Here is an 18,071-nt window from a genome sequence, read left to right as displayed (position 1 = left end):
ATGCGCCTTCAACAGAAAGACCTCATGATGCCCAATACCTTTGAAGCACTCTTTTCGCAGGCGCATACAGGTGCGAACGGGAATACTGCAGGTCGTGCCGTTAAGCTTTCTATTGATGGGGTGTCGCATGCATTCGGTGATAATCTCGTGCTGGACAATGTCAGCCTCGATATCGCACCGGGAGAGTTTGTATGCGTTCTGGGGGCATCTGGCTGCGGAAAAAGCACGCTGTTTAATGCGGTGTCCGGCTTGTTGCCTATCACTACGGGTAGCATCAGGCTTGATGGAGAAGATATCGTCGGAAAGCCGGGTAATGTGGGTTATATGCTGCAGAAGGACCTGCTCCTTCCGTGGCTGACAGCGCTGGATAACATTGTTCTTGGGGCATCTCTGACCCGCGGTGCCACTCAGGATGACCGGCTTCGGGCTACGGCGCTTGCCACGCATTATGGTCTTGGTAGCTATCTGAACAATTATCCCGCGACCCTCTCAGGAGGGATGCGCCAGCGTATTGCACTTATGCGGACCATTACGGCTGGCCGGGATCTTATGTTGCTGGATGAGCCATTTGGCGCACTGGACAGTCAGACGCGACTGAGTATGCAGCAATGGTTGCTACAGGTCTGGGCTGAAACAGGACGTACAATCATGTTTGTCACTCATGATGTGGATGAGGCGATCTTCCTCGCAGATCGGATCGTCGTGTTGCTGCCACGGCCGGGACGGATCGGTCGTATTCTCAACGTTGATCTGGAGCGCCCTCGAGATGTTTCATGCATGACGTCCAGCACATTCATATCATTGAAAGCCGAAGCGCTTGATCTTCTTTATCGTTGACCCTTATCAGAAATGAATTTTGAAATGAGCCTGATCCGGTCGATTTGCATTCATCCTGTGGCCAAATCCATGAGTTTTTGGTCTGTGGCCATGCTCATGCTTTTGGGGGTGTGGCAGGCCGTCGTTTTCGTGTTTCATCTGCCAGCTTTTGTCATTCCGTCGCCAGTCGCCACGATAAGTGCCTTGTTCCAGAATGAGGTCATGATACGCGGACTGTTGTGGCAGACTTTGAAGGAAACGGTGGCAGGCTATCTTGTCGGCGCAGCAGTTGGTGTGCTCCTGGCCGTCGTGATGTCACAGTTGCCGGGGCTGGGGCGCTTGCTGTATCCGGCACTTGTTACATCTCAGGCCATTCCGATTGTGGGTATCGCAGCGCCGCTCGTAATCATTTTCGGCTTCGGTATGACGCCAAAGCTTATTATTGTGGCCTGGATCGTCTTCTTTCCGGTCGTGGTCAATATGATGGACGGGCTGGCACATATAGATCGTGACCAGATCAATCTCGCTCGTCTGCTTGGCGCGACGCCCCTTCGTACATTTCTCTACATCCGCCTGCCAGCCTGTCTGGGACCGCTTTTTTCCGGCCTTAAAATCGGCGCTTCTTATGCTGTAACGGGGGCGGTGATCGGGGAGTGGACAGCATCTTCCAAAATGGGACTGGGAACATACTTGCTGGCGGCGAACGCCCAGATGAATTCTGTAGGGGTTTATGGTGCCATGCTTCTGATGACGTTGATTGGCATTGGCTCTTTCGCAATGCTGCTGCTGCTGGAATATGTTGCCATGCCATGGCGGCACAGAGCGACATCACCTTGGCGGCGTGCCCCACATCTTTGAGGGTTAGGGTACTTTTTGTTGGGGCTACAGGACTTGCTGCTTAAAGGACTACCCAGTGCCCCAATAAAGGAGCATACCAAAACGCTGGGACAGTGCTTATAAAGCAGGCAGAGACCCAAGCCTGAACGAAAGACAAGATCCCTGACCGTACTGACATCTTATGGGTGGAGCGCTGAAACTGCGTTGGCCTTCCAGCCTTACTCCGGAAGTGAGCTGATCCCTGGGCGTGTCGTTGCACAGCAACGAGGCCTTCTTGGTGTCATTACTGAAAGTGGTCTGATTCAGGCTGATACTGCAGGGAAGCTTCTGCATACGTCGGATCCATTGGATCGGCCGGCTATTGGTGACTGGGTGGTGTGCCATCCGAGGTTTTACGAACGACGTGGCACTATTCAGGCTGTCCTGCCGCGCACGACCTGTTTTGTCCGTAAAGAAGTCGGAAAGCGGACGCAGTCGCAGGTTATTGCAGCCAATATTGATGTCGCATTCCTGGTTATGACAACTGGGGCAGATTTCAACCTGTCCCGCCTTGAACGGTATCTGGCGCTCACAAGAGAAAGCGGCGCAAAGCCTGTCATGGTCCTGACCAAGGCTGATCTGTGTGAGGATATTGAGCAAGTCGCCAATGCTGCCCAGACTTGCGCCCCTGGGGTTGATCTCAGGATCGTATCTTCTCTTGAGGGGACGGGGCTGAGCGAGATTTCGGCATATCTCGACGGGCATCGTACTGGCGTCATGGTGGGAAGTTCCGGGGCAGGAAAATCGACCCTTCTTAACGCCCTAATGAAAACCGACCATGCTGCAACGGGGGCTGTCTCCGAGTATGACGGGCAGGGCAGGCATACAACGACCCACAGGGAAATGGTGAGCCTTCCTTCGGGTGGACTGCTGATCGACACGCCAGGAATGCGTGAACTTGGCATGGTGAATGCCGCGGAGGGTCTCGCCGCCGCATTCGGGGAATTCAATGCTGAAGTCGAGGAGATTGCTCAGCAATGCCGCTTCCGGGACTGCAAACATGAAGCCGAGCCCGGTTGTGCGGTCCGGAAGGCTCGTGAAGATGGGAAGCTTGATGAGCGGCGCTGGAATAACTGGCTTAAGATGAAGCATGAAATCCTGCTGCAGGAGCAGAAAAATCCAGCGGGACGAAGAGCGGAGCGGCGCGAACAGTTGCGTCTTAATAGAGAAGCCCGGAAAGCGAAGCGTCACGACTGAACTGTGGGTGTATACATAAGAGCGCCACAGTTTTTAGCGTCGGAAGAGATTTACGAATAATTTACGAGTGAAACGAGATGCATGCTCGTTGAAGCCGTTTTAAAGCGATGCGCGCCCATCTGCTTGATAGGTAAACGGCCTGTAGTTTGCCTTTCTACTTCGTAACAGCACCCTTAAAGCAATCATAAAGAGCAAGCCGCGCAGCATCGGCTCGTGCTGTGCGGCTGCGCGCATGTCGCATTGTAATGGCTCTGAGGTCGAGCACTCGGCTAATTTGATATTGATCAATATGCTGCATGAGCGTGGAAGAAATTGAGAATGATGCCGAGAATTTTACCTTGACCCATACCGTATGACGATTAATTTACGCCGAAATTTGCGGAACGATAACCGATATCGTTAATCGATAGTTATTTGGTTTTTTTTATATCAACATCATCAATGATTCCTATTGATTAAAATTAACGTACTACCTTATGTTCGATTCCGGCGCTGAGCACGGATTAACAATTTATAATTCGTTAATAAATGCTTAACGCTTCTGGTGATGGAGGAATTAAGCATGGCTGGCGGAACAACGTATAATAGTACTCGGCAGTACTCACTTGCTAATGGTGGGACAATATCGGGCTCTACATCGACAGATATTTTTGGAGATGTGACCGTTAATGAATCCTATTTTCTAATAAATAATACGCTTTCTGGTTCTACTGCGGCGCAGTACGGAGCTATTATAGCTCAAACTGGCGACGTCGGAACAAATCTCTCTGCGACGTCTGCGGGCGCTCTGCTTGCTTCCGGCGGTACCATTACTGGCGCAACGGTTGGAAACTCTGCCGCAGTTCTGGCCTTTAACGGTGGAACCGTTACGAATTATAATGTAGCAGCAGGTGGCGCAGTTTTTGTTGGCGATCAGTCGCTCAACACGTCTGCTTCTGCGATCCTGACGTCCAAGGGACTGACAAATCTAAGTGGGCCTGGCATTGTCTCGGCTGGCACCTTGCATGCTGGGGCACAGGAAATCATCACGAGTGGTGGTACTGATCGGGGATCCCTGATCCAGGGCAGTCAGTATGTTTCTGCCGGTGGCCTCACGATCAGCAACACTGTTAACAGTGGTGGCGTTCAGAACCTGTATAGTGGTGCTATCACTAGTGGGACGATTGTTGCCTCTGGTGGTACGACGGTTGCGAGCGGTGGCGCTACCATCAGTGCGACAAACATTTCTGGTGGTGTGGTTCAGCTGAATGCTGCCGCTATTCTCCGCGGTGCGGTCGTGAGCGCCGGGGGCAAGCTTACTGTCTCAAGTGGCGCAACTGCATCCAGCGTGACTGTATCGTCTGGCGGTACGGAGAGCGTGCTGTCTGGTGGTGTCATTTCTGGCGGCACAGTGCTCAGCGGCGGCAAGGAATCTGTTGCTTCCGGTGCAACGTCTTACAACGTCACAGTCTCGTCCGGCGGCTCGCTCACAGTTGTTGCTGGCGCTGTCCTGTCTGGAACACAGGTTGCTCAGGGTGCAGTTATCGATGTCGATACGCTGACCTACGCTTCGGGCGGCACTGTCAAGCTTGACGGTAACACCCTTACGATTTCCGAAGGTGGTTCCACCTGGCAGACAACGTTTGGTGGCACCTTCAAGAGCACCGACTATTTTGTGATTGGCCGTGACACCGATGGCAGCACGATTGCAACATTCGTTTGCTTCTGCGCCGGGACGCTGATCCTTACAGAAGATGGCGAAAAGCGCGTCGAGGATCTTCAGATTGGTGACCGCGCCATCACATATGTGGCTGGTCGTGAAGTCATTGAGCCTATCACTTGGGTTGGTCATCGCACGGCGCAGGTTCGTACGGATCTGCCGGTTGATCAGGCTGGATATCCTGTCCGTATCCTCAAGGATGCTATCTCTCCTGGCGTGCCTCATCAGGATCTCGTGGTTACTCCCGAGCATTGCCTGTATTTCGAAGGGCGCTTCGTCCCGGCACGTATGCTCGTTAACGGTCGTAGCGTTTTCTACGATCTGACAATGACGAACTACGAGTACTTCCACGTCGAGACGGAAAATCATTCCATTCTGTGGTCCAACGGTGCCCTCAGCGAAAGCTATCTGGACACTGGAAACCGTCGTGAATTCGGTCAGCAGGGTGGTGTTGTCCGTCTTGTCAGTGGTCCGGTTCGTGAGTGGAGTGTTGATGCAGCGGCACCGCTGGCAGTGACGCGTGATCTGGTTGAGCCAATCTACCGTGCACTTGAAGAACGCGCTGTAGAAATGTCCATTCCAGACCAGCGGAAGCCCGTTGTTGTAACCGAAGATGCCAACCTGCATCTTGTGACGCCTGCTGGTCATCGGATTAACGCGGCACGTCGTGCAGAAAACGGTGACTTTGTTTTCATGCTTCCTGCTGGCGTTGACGAAGTCCGTATCATGTCCCGTGCGTCTCGTCCGGCCGATGTCTTTGGTCCGGTGGTTGATGACCGTCGTTACCTTGGCGTTCTGGTCGGGGGTATCAGCCTCTGGGCAGGTAACGGTCAGAAGAGCCTGACTGCACACATCACGGAAGACGAGCTGTCGGGTTGGAACAACCGCGAAGAGGGTGGCGTTCGGTGGACGAATGGCAACGCTGTTCTGAAGCTTCCTGCGCGTCAGGATCTTTCGATTGCTGTTCTGACAATTGAAGTGAAGAATGCAGGGCCATACCTGCTTGAAGATGAGACTGACAACGTAGCTGTCATCGCATCCTGAAAAACTGCTTAGAAAGTTGAACGAAATGGAAGTAACGTGCGTTTCAGGAACGCACGTTACTTCCTTCTTTCTATTTGCAGGATTTTCATAGAGTTCCGAGGAATAGGTTGACGCAATATGTTTGAACGTCTGGCCCTGAAATATGCAGCCGGACATCCGGCCTCAATTGCGATGAGCTGGTTTGAGGGAGAAGCAAGCTTCGATCAGCTTTCCCACGATGTCAGCCGAGTTGCCAACGCACTTTTTCAACTTCGGGATCTTCTCCCGTCAGTTGTGGCCATTCGATGCGTACATCCATACAGACACTGGGTTTTCATTCTTGCTTTGGCCCGGCTCGGAATACCCTCGGCTTCGTTGCCGGGATATGTGGATGCGAACTTCCACCGCTCTGTGAAAATCCTGTCTCCGGACATCATATTGCTTGATGAGCCTGTCGACGGGCTCGAGCAACAGGTTCTGGTACTGAACGACGCCTGGTTTGAGCATGTCTGCCAGACCGGGGCAGAATGTGCTGAAACCATCACAGTTCAGCCTGACGACGTCGTGCGTTTCTCTGTAGCCGGCGGGACAAGCCAGGATGCGCGTCGTATCGCCCTGACATCGCGATACGTAGAAACAGCGGTTTATCATGTGCTGTTTCAGGATGTGTTGTCCCACACCCATCGTCCTGAAAACCTGCGCGTCTTACCGACGCTGGGGGCGGAGACTTCTAGCGGCTTTCTCATCATTCTCTCTGCCCTGGTAGCCGGGACGCGTTTGCAAATGATGACGGGTTCCGAGTTAGGGCTCGTCTTCAGCCAGGATATTCCGACAGTTGCCGTTGTTTCTCCTCGGCATGTGGAGGGCATACTTTCTCAGCTACCACCCGGCATGAGTCCCTTGGACAATCTGTTTCTGACGGTTGCGGGAGGGAAGTTACCAAAAGCGCTTTGTGCCTCCATCCGGCAAAAGCTCACCCCGAATGTTCAGGTTGTTTACGGCGCTGATGAATGTGGAGTGATTACCATTGTCTCGACGGACGTTCAGTCCAGCGATGATGAGGTTGGAAAGCCACTTCCCTGGGTTGGACTGGAGATCGTGGACGAAAATCATCAACGCGTTTCTGCCGGTGAAGTGGGGCGCATTCGTGTCAGCGGCACTGGGGTTATCGGCGGATACGATCTGGACCCGGTTGCGACTGCAATACAATTTCGGGACGGATGGTTCTACCCTGGTGATACCGGTTTTGTGGACGCGAATGGAACATTACACCTGCGGGGCCGCGCGGACGATCTGATCAGTTTTGGCGGGGACAAGTTCGATCTGGAGAGGTTGGACGCGCGCCTTCTGGCATGTGCCGGTGTCAAGGATGGCGCGATGTTTGTTGTCCCTGATGATCAGGGACTTCCGATGCCATGGGTCGCTCTCGTGACAGAAGATGATTTTAACCTGGAACTGCTTTCAAAATGGATGAGGCAGGATTTTCCCAATCTGCCGGATGCGGCGGCTGTGTGGATTGATGCTCTTCCCCGGACCGAGGACGGCCAGCCTGACAGAGTGGCTTTACAGAAGGCAGTCAAACCCTCCTGAACAATAATATTTTATATGCTCCGTTCCATACAGATTAGAAGACAAAAAGCGGGTTTTAAATGATCGATTACGGACATGAAGTGGCAGTCGTCGGGATCGGATGTCGCCTTCCCGGGGGAATAGAGACAACCGAGGCTCTCTGGCGCTTTTTGTGTAAACAAGGCGACGCCACATCCGATGTTCCGGCCGATCGGTGGGGTATCAAGCGTTTTTACGATCCTGAATACGAAACCCCCAACAAGACCTATATGCGACGTGGGTCATTCATTGATCAGAAGATCGATGAAATGGACCCGTTGTTTTTCGGTATTTCGCCGCGTGAAGCCACTCTCATGGATCCTCAGCAGCGGCTTCTTTTGGAAGTCGTCTGGGAGGCGATGGAAAATGCCGGAATTCTTCCTGCCGCTCTGGCAGGAACCCGCACCGGTGTTTTCATCGGAACGTTTTCTCTGGACTGGCTCGTTGCTTGCGGTTCCCCACTTAACCGGCCCCTGATCACGGATCATTTTGCCGCAACCGCAGCGTCAGCCACGATGCTCGCCGCGCGTATTTCGCATAATCTTGGTCTTCAGGGACCATGCATGTCTATCGATACGGCATGCTCATCATCATTGGTGGCCATTCATCAGGCCCGTATCAGCCTGCTGAATGGGGAAACTGATGTCGTCGTGGCCGGTGGCGTCAACATCATGGTTGCTCCACCAGCTTCCATCACCATGTCCAAAGGGCACTTTCTGGCGGCTGATGGGCGCTGCAAAAGCTTTTCTGCTGATGCGGATGGCTATGGCCGCGGGGAGGGTGCTGGCATCGTCCTGCTCAAGCGACTTGCGGACGCAAAGCGGGATGGAGACGTTATTCATGGTGTGATCGCGGGAACGGGCGTCAATCAGGACGGTCGTACCCTGTCATTAACAATGCCGAGCGAAGATGCTCAACGTGCGCTTATCGAAGAGGTGGCTCAAAAGGTGCACATCGATCTCGCCACGATTGGATATGTAGAAGCACATGGTACCGGCACACCAGTTGGCGACCCTATTGAAGCGCGTGCGTTGGGAACGGCAATTGGTCACAAGCGTGCCTCAGACAGTCCCCTAATTGTTGGGTCCATCAAAGCCAATCTAGGACATCTGGAAGCCGCGGCCGGTGTTACCGGGCTTATAAAGGCGCTCCTTTGCCTGAAACATGGTGCTATTCCGCCGCAGGCGAACCTCACACAGGTTAATCCTGCAATCCCGTTCGCGGATCTTCATTTGAAAGTCGCTCAAGACACTCTCACCCCGCTGAAGGCTGAGGCCGGAATGGTCTATGCAGGCGTCAATTCGTTTGGGTATGGCGGAACAAACGCAGTTGCGCTTCTCAGGGCACCGACGGAAGCTGACCAGCCTCAGAAAAGGCTGGCAGAGATCGTTAGGATGCCATCTGGGTGTTTCCTGCTGCCTGTGAATGCGCTCGTAGACGCATCTTTGAAAACACTTGCGCGCTCTTATGCAAGTCTTCTGGCATCTTCTGCGTCTCCGTCCGTAGCCAATGTCTGTTTTTCTGCAGCAACCTACCGGACGCGCCTCCCAATGCAGGCCGTCGTGTCCGGCCGGGATCGGGAAGAGCTGATTGCAGGCTTGAAAGCGCTCTCTGAGGGGCAATCTTCACCAGCGGTCACGGTGGGGCGGCGTCGAAATGGTGAGATGCAGCACCCTGTCTTTGTGTTTTCAGGAATGGGCTCCCAATGGAAGGGCATGGGGCAGCATATTCTCAGGCAGGCCCCTGAACCTGTTTCCAGCACTATTCAGCAAATCGATAGCCTGTTTTCTGCGCTTGCAGGATGGTCCATTCTGGATGAAATCCTGAAGCCTGCGGAACATTCCCGCATTGATGAAACGGTTGTCGCCCAGCCGGCCATCTTTATGGTTCAGGTTGTTCTTGCCGAGCTCTTCCGTTTTCATGGCGTGGCACCCGCGGCGATCGTCGGCCATAGCGTGGGTGAGGTTGCTGCGAGTTACATCGCTGGCGCCCTGTCTCTTGAAGATGCTGTAACTGTTATCTTTCATCGGAGCCAGCAACAGGCGCGTCTGGCCGGACGCGGCGCGATGCTCGCGATTGGGATGTCTGGCAGGCAGGCTGCCGAAAAATTACTTCCAGGCTATGAAGACCGGGTGTCGGTCGCCGCTCTTAATAGCGCGAAGTCTGCGACGCTTGCGGGTGAAGAGGCCGCACTTAAAGAGCTTGCTGCGCGATGTGATCAGGACGGCACGTTCAATCGCCTTCTCAGAGTTGAAGTCCCCTATCACAGCATCCTGATGGAAGAGATCCGTGATGATCTTCTGAACCCGCTTGCCGCGCTCGCTCCGATAAACCCGAACATTCCGCTCTATTCAACAGTAACGGGTACGCGCTGGGCTGACGATGCTCTTCATGATGCGGAATACTGGTACGGAAATGCACGGCAGCCCGTCCTGTTCCATGATGCTATTCAGAACTTAATGGGTGATGGGCACCGGGTTTTCCTTGAGATTGGTGCACACCCGGTGCTTGGCGGTTTGATAAGGGAAACAGCGCAGCAGGTTGACGGGGACGTTGCCGTCATTGCCAGCCTGAGCCGCAAAGACGCGGAAGATACAGCCATAGCGCGCAGTATCGCCAAACTCTACATGGCCGCCGTGCCGTTGGACTGGTCTCTGCTGACGGGAGGGCATCGGACGGACCTTCCTCATTATGCGTGGTCTCGAAGCCGGTTCTGGTCTGAAACTGAGGTTTCGCGCAAGGATCGGCTGGATGGAACCGTTCATCCGGTTCTCGGTATTCCAGTCAGCGCATCCCGGCCGGGTTGGCTTGCGGACATCAATCGCAACTACATGCCGTGGTTGCCCGATCATAAGGTGGACGGGATCTGCCTGTTTCCAGCTGCGGGCTATATTGAAGGCGGCTTGGCTTTACATCGTCAGATCGAACGCTCTGATGCCGCAATTCTGGAAGATCTGGAAATCGGTCAGGCCCTCCTTCTGGATAGCCTGACGCCGCCTGTTGTCGAATGGGCATTTGATGAAGAAACGCGCGTTCTGACGGTATCATCGTCTCATGGCGACGATGGTGAAGAAGAGTGGATTCAGCACGCTAAGCTCCGTGTTTTGACGAGTGTGCCATGGGCAGCAGGCCCAGTGGCTCCTGAGAGCTTACAAGCCGATCTCAAACACGAAATTCTACCAGAAACGTTCTACGCGAGACTTGCAGAGCATGGCTTCTCGTATGGCCCGGCTTTTCAGACGATCAAAGAGCTGAAGGCCGGTGAAGGTATTGCCTTCGCGCGTCTGGAGTTGGCAGATGCTGAGAGCATCGCAGAGTATTTTCTTCATCCGGCACTGCTTGATGGTGCTTTCCAGGCATTGATCGGTGCTGGATACAGCGCTGCGGAAGAAAGAGTTTTCGTTCCGACAGGCGCGCGACAGGTCGTATATCGTGGAGGACACCATAAAGTCCTTCTGGCTCATGCCGCTCTAAAACGTCGTTCCGAAACCGGCATTGAGGGCGATATCCGGCTCTTTACAGAAGCGGGTGAGCCTGTTGCCGAAATCCTCGGCTTCAAGGCGCGGGCTATTCGAAAGCTGGTCGCTGCAGGTATGGGGGCGGAGAATGTCCGTCGTTTCTATCGCCCGGCGTGGGTTCAGACGGAGTTGCTTCCGCATTTTGCGGAGCCTCTAACAGCACTGGTTTTGGGGCGTGATGGACCTCTGCTGGAGCAGTTCAGTCACGTTTCTGCTGGCCAGGGGATTATGGTTGATACCCTGAAGATCGATGATGTGGATCAGGCGGCCCTGGCAGAGGCGCTGGCTCAAACGAATGATGCAATCCTTTATCTGTGCTCACCTATCGAAGACGCAACCGGAAAACAGGGCATTGCAGAGATCTTGCGGCTCGTCAGGGCGATCAGGGTTTCGGAAGACGGTGAAGCTGCGCCGAAATGCCTGATCGTCACGCGCGGGGCGGTTTCTGCGGAAGCGATTCAAAGTGATGATCTGGATACAGGGCAGGCCGCTATCCGGGGTTTTGCACGAGGGGTCGCATCAGAGCGGCCGGATCTTGCGCTTCGCCTTGTCGATATCGGTCGAATGGTTGACGACGCTACGTTGCAGCAGCTCTGTGCGGAAATTGTTCAGCAGGATGCGGAGGACGATATCGTCCTCCGCCCTGGTCTGCGGGCTGTCGGGCGACTGACCCCATCGGAAACGAAGCCTGAACCTGTGCCGACGCTTTATCATCCCAACGAAACGGCGGATGGACGGCTTGTAGGGGTCCGTCTTGTGAGTGCATCGAATGGTTCGCTGGATAGGCTGCATCATGAGCGGTTTGTCGCAGATCCTTTGCAACCAGGTCAGGTCCTGTTTCGAACGCTCGCTGCAGCACTGAATTTCAAGGACATTCTGAAAGCGACCGGCCTTATTCCGCAAAGTGTTGTGGATGATACGTTCCATGGCGAAAGCCTTGGCATGGAAGCCTCTGCTGAGGTGATTGCTATCGGCGAGGGCGTAACGGATTTTGCGCCGGGCGAACGATATCTCGTCTCCTGGCCGGGGTGTTTTGCGTCTCATTTCACTGCTGACGCAGAAAGCATTTTTGCGCTTCCCATTGAAGGGCTTGGGTCGCCACTTGAGGCCGCCACGCTGCCTGTGGCGTTCATTACGGCGTATTATGGTCTGTGCCGTCTCGCGCATCTTGAAAAGGGTGAAACAGTCCTGATCCATTCCGGGACTGGTGGCGTTGGTCTGGCGGCAATCCAGTTGGCGAAACGGGTGGGAGCCCGGATTTTTGCAACTGCGGGAAGCCCGGAGAAACGGCAGTATCTTAAAGAACTCGGATGTGAGGGCGTTTGGGATTCCCGTTCGCTGGAATTTGCAGAAGGGATCCGAGACGTCACGCAGGGGCGCGGTGTTGATGTCGTTCTGAACTCCTTGCCCGGAGAGGGGCAGACGCACAGTTTGTCGATCGTGGCTCCCTATGGCCGATTTGTCGAAATCGGAAAAAAGGACATCATTGAAAAACGCGGATTGCCCCTCGCTCCGTTCAATGAAAACCTATCTTTCTTCTCACTCGACCTTGATCGGATGATGCTGGAGCGGCCCGCGCTGATGCGGTCCCTTCTGTCAGATGTGGCTGCGCTATCCAAAAGCGGAGACGTGCAACCTTTGCCTTTGGAAAGCTTTCCTGCGCGCGATGCCGCCGGAGCATTCCGCCTGCTGGCGTCTGCCAAGCACATGGGCAAGGTTGTTATTGATTACTCTGATCTGGACGACCTCAAAGCCTCGCCCTTGCCGAGGCCACAGCCACAGGTGTCGGATGGAAAAACATATCTTATTACAGGCGGCCTGAGTGGCTTTGGCTGGGCAACCGCTGAATGGCTGATTGAACAGGGCGCTCGTAACTTGGTTCTGCTGGGTCGCAGAACACCGGAGGAAACCGGGGTGAGCGAGCAATTGGCAATCCAGCGTGCCGCAGGCGTGCACATTCATACCATCCAGGTCGATGTCTCGCACGAAGAGGCTATGCAGGATGTCTTCGAGGAAATTGCCTTTACGAGTAATCTCCCGCCAATTCGTGGCATTTTTCATTGTGCTGGGATTTTGGACGACGCGCTTGTCCAAAATCTGGACGAAGAGCGGATTGGCCGGGTTCTTGAGGCAAAAGCCCAGGGCGCAATCATCCTTGACCGTTTGGTTCAAGGCATGGACCTGGATTATTTCGTGCTGTTTTCGTCTGTCACTACAGTGCTGGGGAACGTCGGCCAGAGCGCTTATATCGCCGCCAATGCCGTTCTGGGTGCGGTAGCGGCCAATCGCTGGAAGGATGGAGAGGCAGCTCTCGCGGTTGATTGGGGAGCGATTGCAGATGTGGGCATGCTAAGCCGGAACGAGACTGCAGCCCGGGCTTTAGAGGCCGCCGGTCTTAAGGGAATGCCGGCTCATGATGCGTTGGCCCACTTGCCGGAAATGCTTGCGCTAGAGTTGCCCGAAGTTGCCTGTGTTGAGATTGACTGGAAGAAATGGGCGCAGATTGTTCCCGGGGCAAACGCGCTGGCCCGCTTTTCACTTGTTCGCCTGGCGGATACCAGTAATGGAGCGACCAGTGAGCGGCTCGCCACACTCTCGGCATTGCCGGAAGATGAACGTCTTCCTTATGTTGTAGAGCAGGTGAAGGTTCTGATTGCCCAGACATTGCATCTGGAGCCGACAAGCATTGATGACCGTGCACGCTTGTCCGAACTTGGGATCGACTCTTTGGCCGGCGTTGAACTTCAAACGGCTCTGCGGGTAGAGTTTGGTGTCGAAGTCTCCATCCTTGTTCTCGCACGTGATGAAAGTATCCGGAAAATGTCCCAGTTTCTTTTGAACAGGGTCAAGATCGGCCAGACGGCGCAACTCCCATGACACAGTCCTTTGCCACGGTTCTTGACGCTGATGGACAGGAAATACTGGATTGGCAGCGGAGCACGATCGTTGATGCGCTGTTCTTTCATGCCGCCAGAACGCCGGACCTCAAAGTCTATACTTTGCTGGGAGACGGCGAAAATGAAACGGATACTGTAACGGCGTCTGAGCTTGCTGCGCAGGCTACGGCGTTGGCTGTATGGCTGAAGCGAATGCTTGAGCCCGGTGCTCGGGTGCTTTTGCTGTATGAAAGCAGCCTTGATTATATTCGGGGGCTTCTCGGGTGTCTGTGCGCGGGGCTGGTACCGGTTTCAGGCGTGTATCCCAAAGCGTTTGGCGCGCGGGACCGGTTTGTCGCGCTGAGAGATGATGTTGAGGCTGCGGCGGTTATCGGCAACCGCAGCATTCTCACCGAATTTCAGAAAGTTTGCCCCGACAAGGTCGATGGTTCGCGGTTTCTGTGGATCCCGACAGACAAAATCCGCCCGTCTGCAAAGCACGAGAGTGTGGTACATCCTTTACCAACGGATGTTGCGCTTATTCAGTACACGTCGGGCTCTACACGGACACCACGGGGTGTTCTGCTCACGCATCGCAATATCGCGCATAACCTGTTCCGTCAGGCAGAGGCTTTTGGGTATCGGCAGGGCGATTGCGGCGTTAACTGGCTTCCTCTCTCTCATGACATGGGATTGATCGGGGGCGCCCTCATGACACTGGCAACTGGAGGGCGTTGTATTCTGTTGCCGCCAGAAGTTGTTGCTGAAAAACCGATACGGTGGTTGCGGGCTATCAGTCGTTACAGGGCGACGCTCTCCGGCGGCCCGAATTTCGCATACGGAATGTGCGTGCGATCTATCGCTCCCGAAGACGTTGCGTCGCTGGATCTGTCCTGCTGGGAAGTAGCGTTCAACGGGGCAGAATATATCCGCGCAGAGACGATGCAGTCATTTACAGAACGTTTTGCGTCATCCGGGTTTGATGAACGTGCGTTTTTTGCATGTTATGGCCTTGCAGAAGCGACCTTGCTGGTCACGGCCAGTGAGCGTGGGCAAGGCGTGTCGTTTCGGGAGTTTTCCCGTAACGGTCTTGCACATGGTTATGCTCTCCCGCCGCGCGATATCCTCGACAGGCGCCTTTTAGCAGGCTGCGGCAGGCCACCAGCTGACATTATCGTACGAATTGCCGATGGGGATACTGAAACAGCGCTTCCAGATGGAGACGTTGGGGAAATTCGTATTCATAGTCCTGGCGTCGCAACGGGGTATGTGAGCCGACCTGTAGAAAACAGTCGAGTTTTCGAAGGACATGTTGCGGGCGAAGAGGGGACTTTTCTGAGAACGGGAGATCGCGGTTTTCTGTTGGATGGAACGCTTTATGTCACTGGCCGCCAGGATAATCGGATCAAACTCGGTGACAGTGTTCTCGATCCGGAAGATATTATTGCTTGTCTGGGAGCGTTCGAGGCCGATATTCGGCTATTCTCAACGGCAGTCTTTGATGAGACCATTGAAGACAAAACGTCGCTTGTTCTTGTGACAGAACTGGCATCGGGATCGGATGGTGACCTGACGCAACTGGGTAAAGCTATCGGCGAGGCGATCTGCACACATTTTCCGACGCGGCGTTGCCGTGTCGTTTTCCTGCGTGCCAGTGCGATCCTGAAAACGCCAAGCGGAAAAATCAGAGTGGCGGAAACCAAGAAGGAGCTTCTTCAGGGCAATATTCCGATCCTTGGCGAATATACTCATAGTCCAGCCGGGTCTGGCCAAGTGCGTATTCTGAAAATTGCAGAGGGGAAAATGTGAGCATGAGCAGCCCCTCACTGCCTCCAGTTCAACCCGCTTCCATTGTGCCGACGCAGGAAGGGCCGGGAGGTATTCGCTTCGATTTTAACGATGGATGCCGCGTTCTTCTGCCTGCTGGTAATTGGCATGTTGTCCTGAAAGATCTGGATACGCACACGGTTTTATTTTCTGAGGACGTGTCTCAGGGGATCGTACAGAGCATAAAAAGATATTACCTGCGCTATCAGATCGAGATTACAAAAGACGGCGAACCCTTCTTTGCGTATGAAATGGACCTGAAGGATCAACCCGTTCTCGTCCGAATGCGGGAAGGTGGCATCGGTGATCATCTCGCTTGGTTCGGGCAGGTGGCAGAGTTTGCCCGCAAACACGAATGTCAGCTGACATGTATGGTGCGCCCGGACATCGCCACTCTGCTCATCCCGGTGTATCCTCACATTCGGCTTGTATCGAATGAAGAAGAGGCAGGAAAAGACTATTACGCCTCTTATAAAGTTCTGATTTTTTATAATGACGTTGCCCGCAACCATAGTCCGGTAGATTATCGTGAAGCAGGCCTGGAAAATAATGCGGCTCTTATTCTGGGCCTTTCGAGGACATCACGCCCACCCGATGTTGACGTCATGGAAGGAGGGAGGCCTCTTGCGGAACGATATGTCTGCATTGCGACCCAGGCGACATCCCAGAACAAATACTGGAACAATCCGTTCGGTTGGCTGGAGACAATCCGTTTCCTGAAAAAGCATGGCTATCGAGTCATCTGTATCGACAGGAGCCGGGTCAACGGCGTCGGCACGATCTGGAATAATATCCCGTATGGGGCGGAAGATTTCACAGGCGCGCTGCCTCTTGCTGAACGTGCGAGATGGCTGCGACATGCGGAGTTTTTTATTGGGCTTTCCAGCGGTTTAAGCTGGCTTGCGTGGGCGGTCGGTACGCCTATTGTACTGATCAGCGGCTTCACGCGGCCTGACAATGAGTTTGAAACACCCTACCGCGTGATTAACTGGAATGCCTGCAATGGGTGTTCCAATGATATTCGCTGCCAGCTTGATCCAGCCGATTATCTCTGGTGTCCGCGGCAGAGTGGCACTGACAAACAGTTCGAATGTACCCGACTGATTTCTTCGCAGCAGGTAATCGACACAATCATGAAAATTCCCGATTTTGGGGGAGTGTCAGAATGACGACTGCAAAAGCGAATGACATTTTCCAGTCAATCATGCTTGCGGGACATTCCAGTAAGCCTGTTGCGACGCCGCCTGCCGTAGATCCGTCTAATGAGACTGACAGTGTCTCGAAATTAGATGCGGCTGCCGTTTCTGCGTCATCAATCGAGACCGCGACATTTCCGAGCCCTTCAAACGTAGCAACGCAGGAAGGGCCTGCGGGTATTCGTTATGATTTTAACCAAGGGGTCCGTGTTACGGTTCCCAAAGGGATATGGCGCGTTCGGCTTACTGATCTTGATACGGACACGGTTATTTTTGACGGTGAGGGGAGTGATGCGACCTTTCAAAGCCGAAAAAAGCATTACCTGAACGCAAGAATCGAAGTCTTCCAAGCAGGGATGCTCGTTTTCTCTCACGACTATGACGCTCAGGGTAAAAAAATAGCCATTCTTATGGCAGGCAGTACGATCGGCGATACAGCTGGTTGGGTGCCATATGCTGTGCGTTTTGCACGAGACCATTCATGCGAACTCACAGTGATGGTATCGGAGCAGATGAAAGAACTACTTTCCACGTCATACCCAGATATCAGATTTGTTGAAAAGCAGGAGTTCAGCACGTTAAAAGACGAGTTTTACGCCACATATTACATCGGTTTGTTCTTCGGGGATGAAGATAACACCTGGCAACCTGCTGACTTCCGGATTGTTGGATTGCACAGAACCGCAGGCTATATTCTCGGGGTTTCTCCCGAGGAAGAGCCTCTACATCTGGATATTCCTGACGAAAGACCGATTGCAGAACCTTATGTTGTCATCGCCAGTCAGGCCAGTGCCCAGTGCAAATACTGGAATAACCCGACGGGTTGGTACGATGTCGTGGAGTTTCTCAAGCGGTCAGGGTACCGCGTTATCTGCATCGACCGAGAAATAAAGTATGGGCAGGGCCTTCATTGGAACCAGATCCCGCATAACGCGGAAGATGAGACTGGCGCCCGGCCTCTTCGCGAACGTCTTCAGTGGCTGAAGCACGCAGAGTTTTTTGTGGGCCTGTCGAGCGGTCTCTCCTGGCTCGCCTGGGCGGCTGACATACCCATTGTCATGATTTCCGGATTTACACATCCGATAAACGAATTTCAGACACCGTACCGGGTTTTTAATCCCAACACCTGCAACAGTTGCTGGCACGATATTCGGCATCCGTTCATCCATAGTGACTTTCTTTTCTGCCCCCGTCATGCGGGCACCAGTCGTCAGTTTGAATGTACGCGGAATATCACATCTGGTCAGGTCATCCGGACTATCAAAGCAGTGATGCGTGAACACCCGCGAGAGAGTGCGCATCGTCCTTCAGAGTGAATTATAAAACGCTCTTCCCGCGCAAGGGGCAGCTCGGGGAGTCCTTTTTAACCTATCCCCTGAAGCTGTCTCGCTTGCGCTCTCCCTGAACCGCGTTACTGTTCCGGTTCTTACGTATC

At 53.9% G+C, this 18,071-nt stretch carries 9 protein-coding genes; all 9 read left to right on the top strand.

Annotated elements, in window-relative coordinates; translation table 11 throughout:
* Nucleotides 1–24 precede the first annotated feature (24 nt).
* The 9 genes from KP707_RS10295 to KP707_RS10255 all read left to right on the top strand — a co-directional run bounded on the left by KP707_RS10295 (nt 25) and on the right by KP707_RS10255 (nt 17,952).
* On the top strand, nt 25–837 hold the full coding sequence (locus KP707_RS10295) for an ABC transporter ATP-binding protein (protein ID WP_211499193.1): 813 nt from the start codon (nt 25–27) through the stop codon (nt 835–837).
* 69 nt (nt 838–906) lie between these two features.
* Entirely contained in the window at nt 907–1,674 is a 768-nt protein-coding gene (locus KP707_RS10290; RefSeq protein ID WP_211502954.1) for an ABC transporter permease, read from the top strand.
* A gap of 183 nt (nt 1,675–1,857) precedes the next feature.
* Nucleotides 1,858–2,889: a ribosome small subunit-dependent GTPase A gene (gene rsgA, locus KP707_RS10285; RefSeq protein ID WP_211496171.1), complete on the top strand. Its 1,032-nt coding sequence runs from the start codon at nt 1,858–1,860 to the stop codon at nt 2,887–2,889.
* 562 nt (nt 2,890–3,451) lie between these two features.
* Nucleotides 3,452–5,632: a Hint domain-containing protein gene (locus KP707_RS10280; RefSeq protein ID WP_211506738.1), complete on the top strand. Its 2,181-nt coding sequence runs from the start codon at nt 3,452–3,454 to the stop codon at nt 5,630–5,632.
* Nucleotides 5,633–5,749: 117 nt separating this feature from the next.
* Complete coding sequence (locus tag KP707_RS10275; RefSeq protein ID WP_211506737.1) at nt 5,750–7,201, top strand: AMP-binding protein; 1,452 nt, start codon at nt 5,750–5,752, stop codon at nt 7,199–7,201.
* Nucleotides 7,202–7,260: 59 nt separating this feature from the next.
* A complete protein-coding gene (locus KP707_RS10270; protein WP_215751599.1) occupies nt 7,261–13,614 on the top strand; it encodes a type I polyketide synthase in 6,354 nt (2,117 codons plus the stop codon).
* Nucleotides 13,611–15,422 carry a fatty acyl-AMP ligase gene (locus KP707_RS10265; protein ID WP_215751598.1) on the top strand — a complete coding sequence of 604 codons (1,812 nt, stop codon included), beginning with the start codon at nt 13,611–13,613 and terminating at the stop codon, nt 15,420–15,422. The genes KP707_RS10270 and KP707_RS10265 overlap by 4 nt, the downstream gene beginning before the upstream one ends.
* Nucleotides 15,423–15,424: 2 nt before the next feature.
* The gene (locus tag KP707_RS10260; protein ID WP_211502959.1) at nt 15,425–16,609 is read left to right on the top strand and encodes an autotransporter strand-loop-strand O-heptosyltransferase; all 1,185 of its coding nucleotides are present in this window, start codon (nt 15,425–15,427) and stop codon (nt 16,607–16,609) included.
* A complete protein-coding gene (locus KP707_RS10255) occupies nt 16,606–17,952 on the top strand; it encodes an autotransporter strand-loop-strand O-heptosyltransferase (RefSeq protein ID WP_215751597.1) in 1,347 nt (448 codons plus the stop codon). Before KP707_RS10260 ends, KP707_RS10255 begins: the two co-directional genes overlap by 4 nt.
* Nucleotides 17,953–18,071: the final 119 nt, after the last annotated feature.

It is taken from the genome of Gluconobacter sp. P5E10 (genome assembly GCF_018812145.1).
Lineage (GTDB): Bacteria > Pseudomonadota > Alphaproteobacteria > Acetobacterales > Acetobacteraceae > Gluconobacter > Gluconobacter cerinus.
The sequence above is the reverse complement of the archived record's forward strand: the minus strand, read 5'-3'. Positions and strand labels throughout refer to the sequence as shown.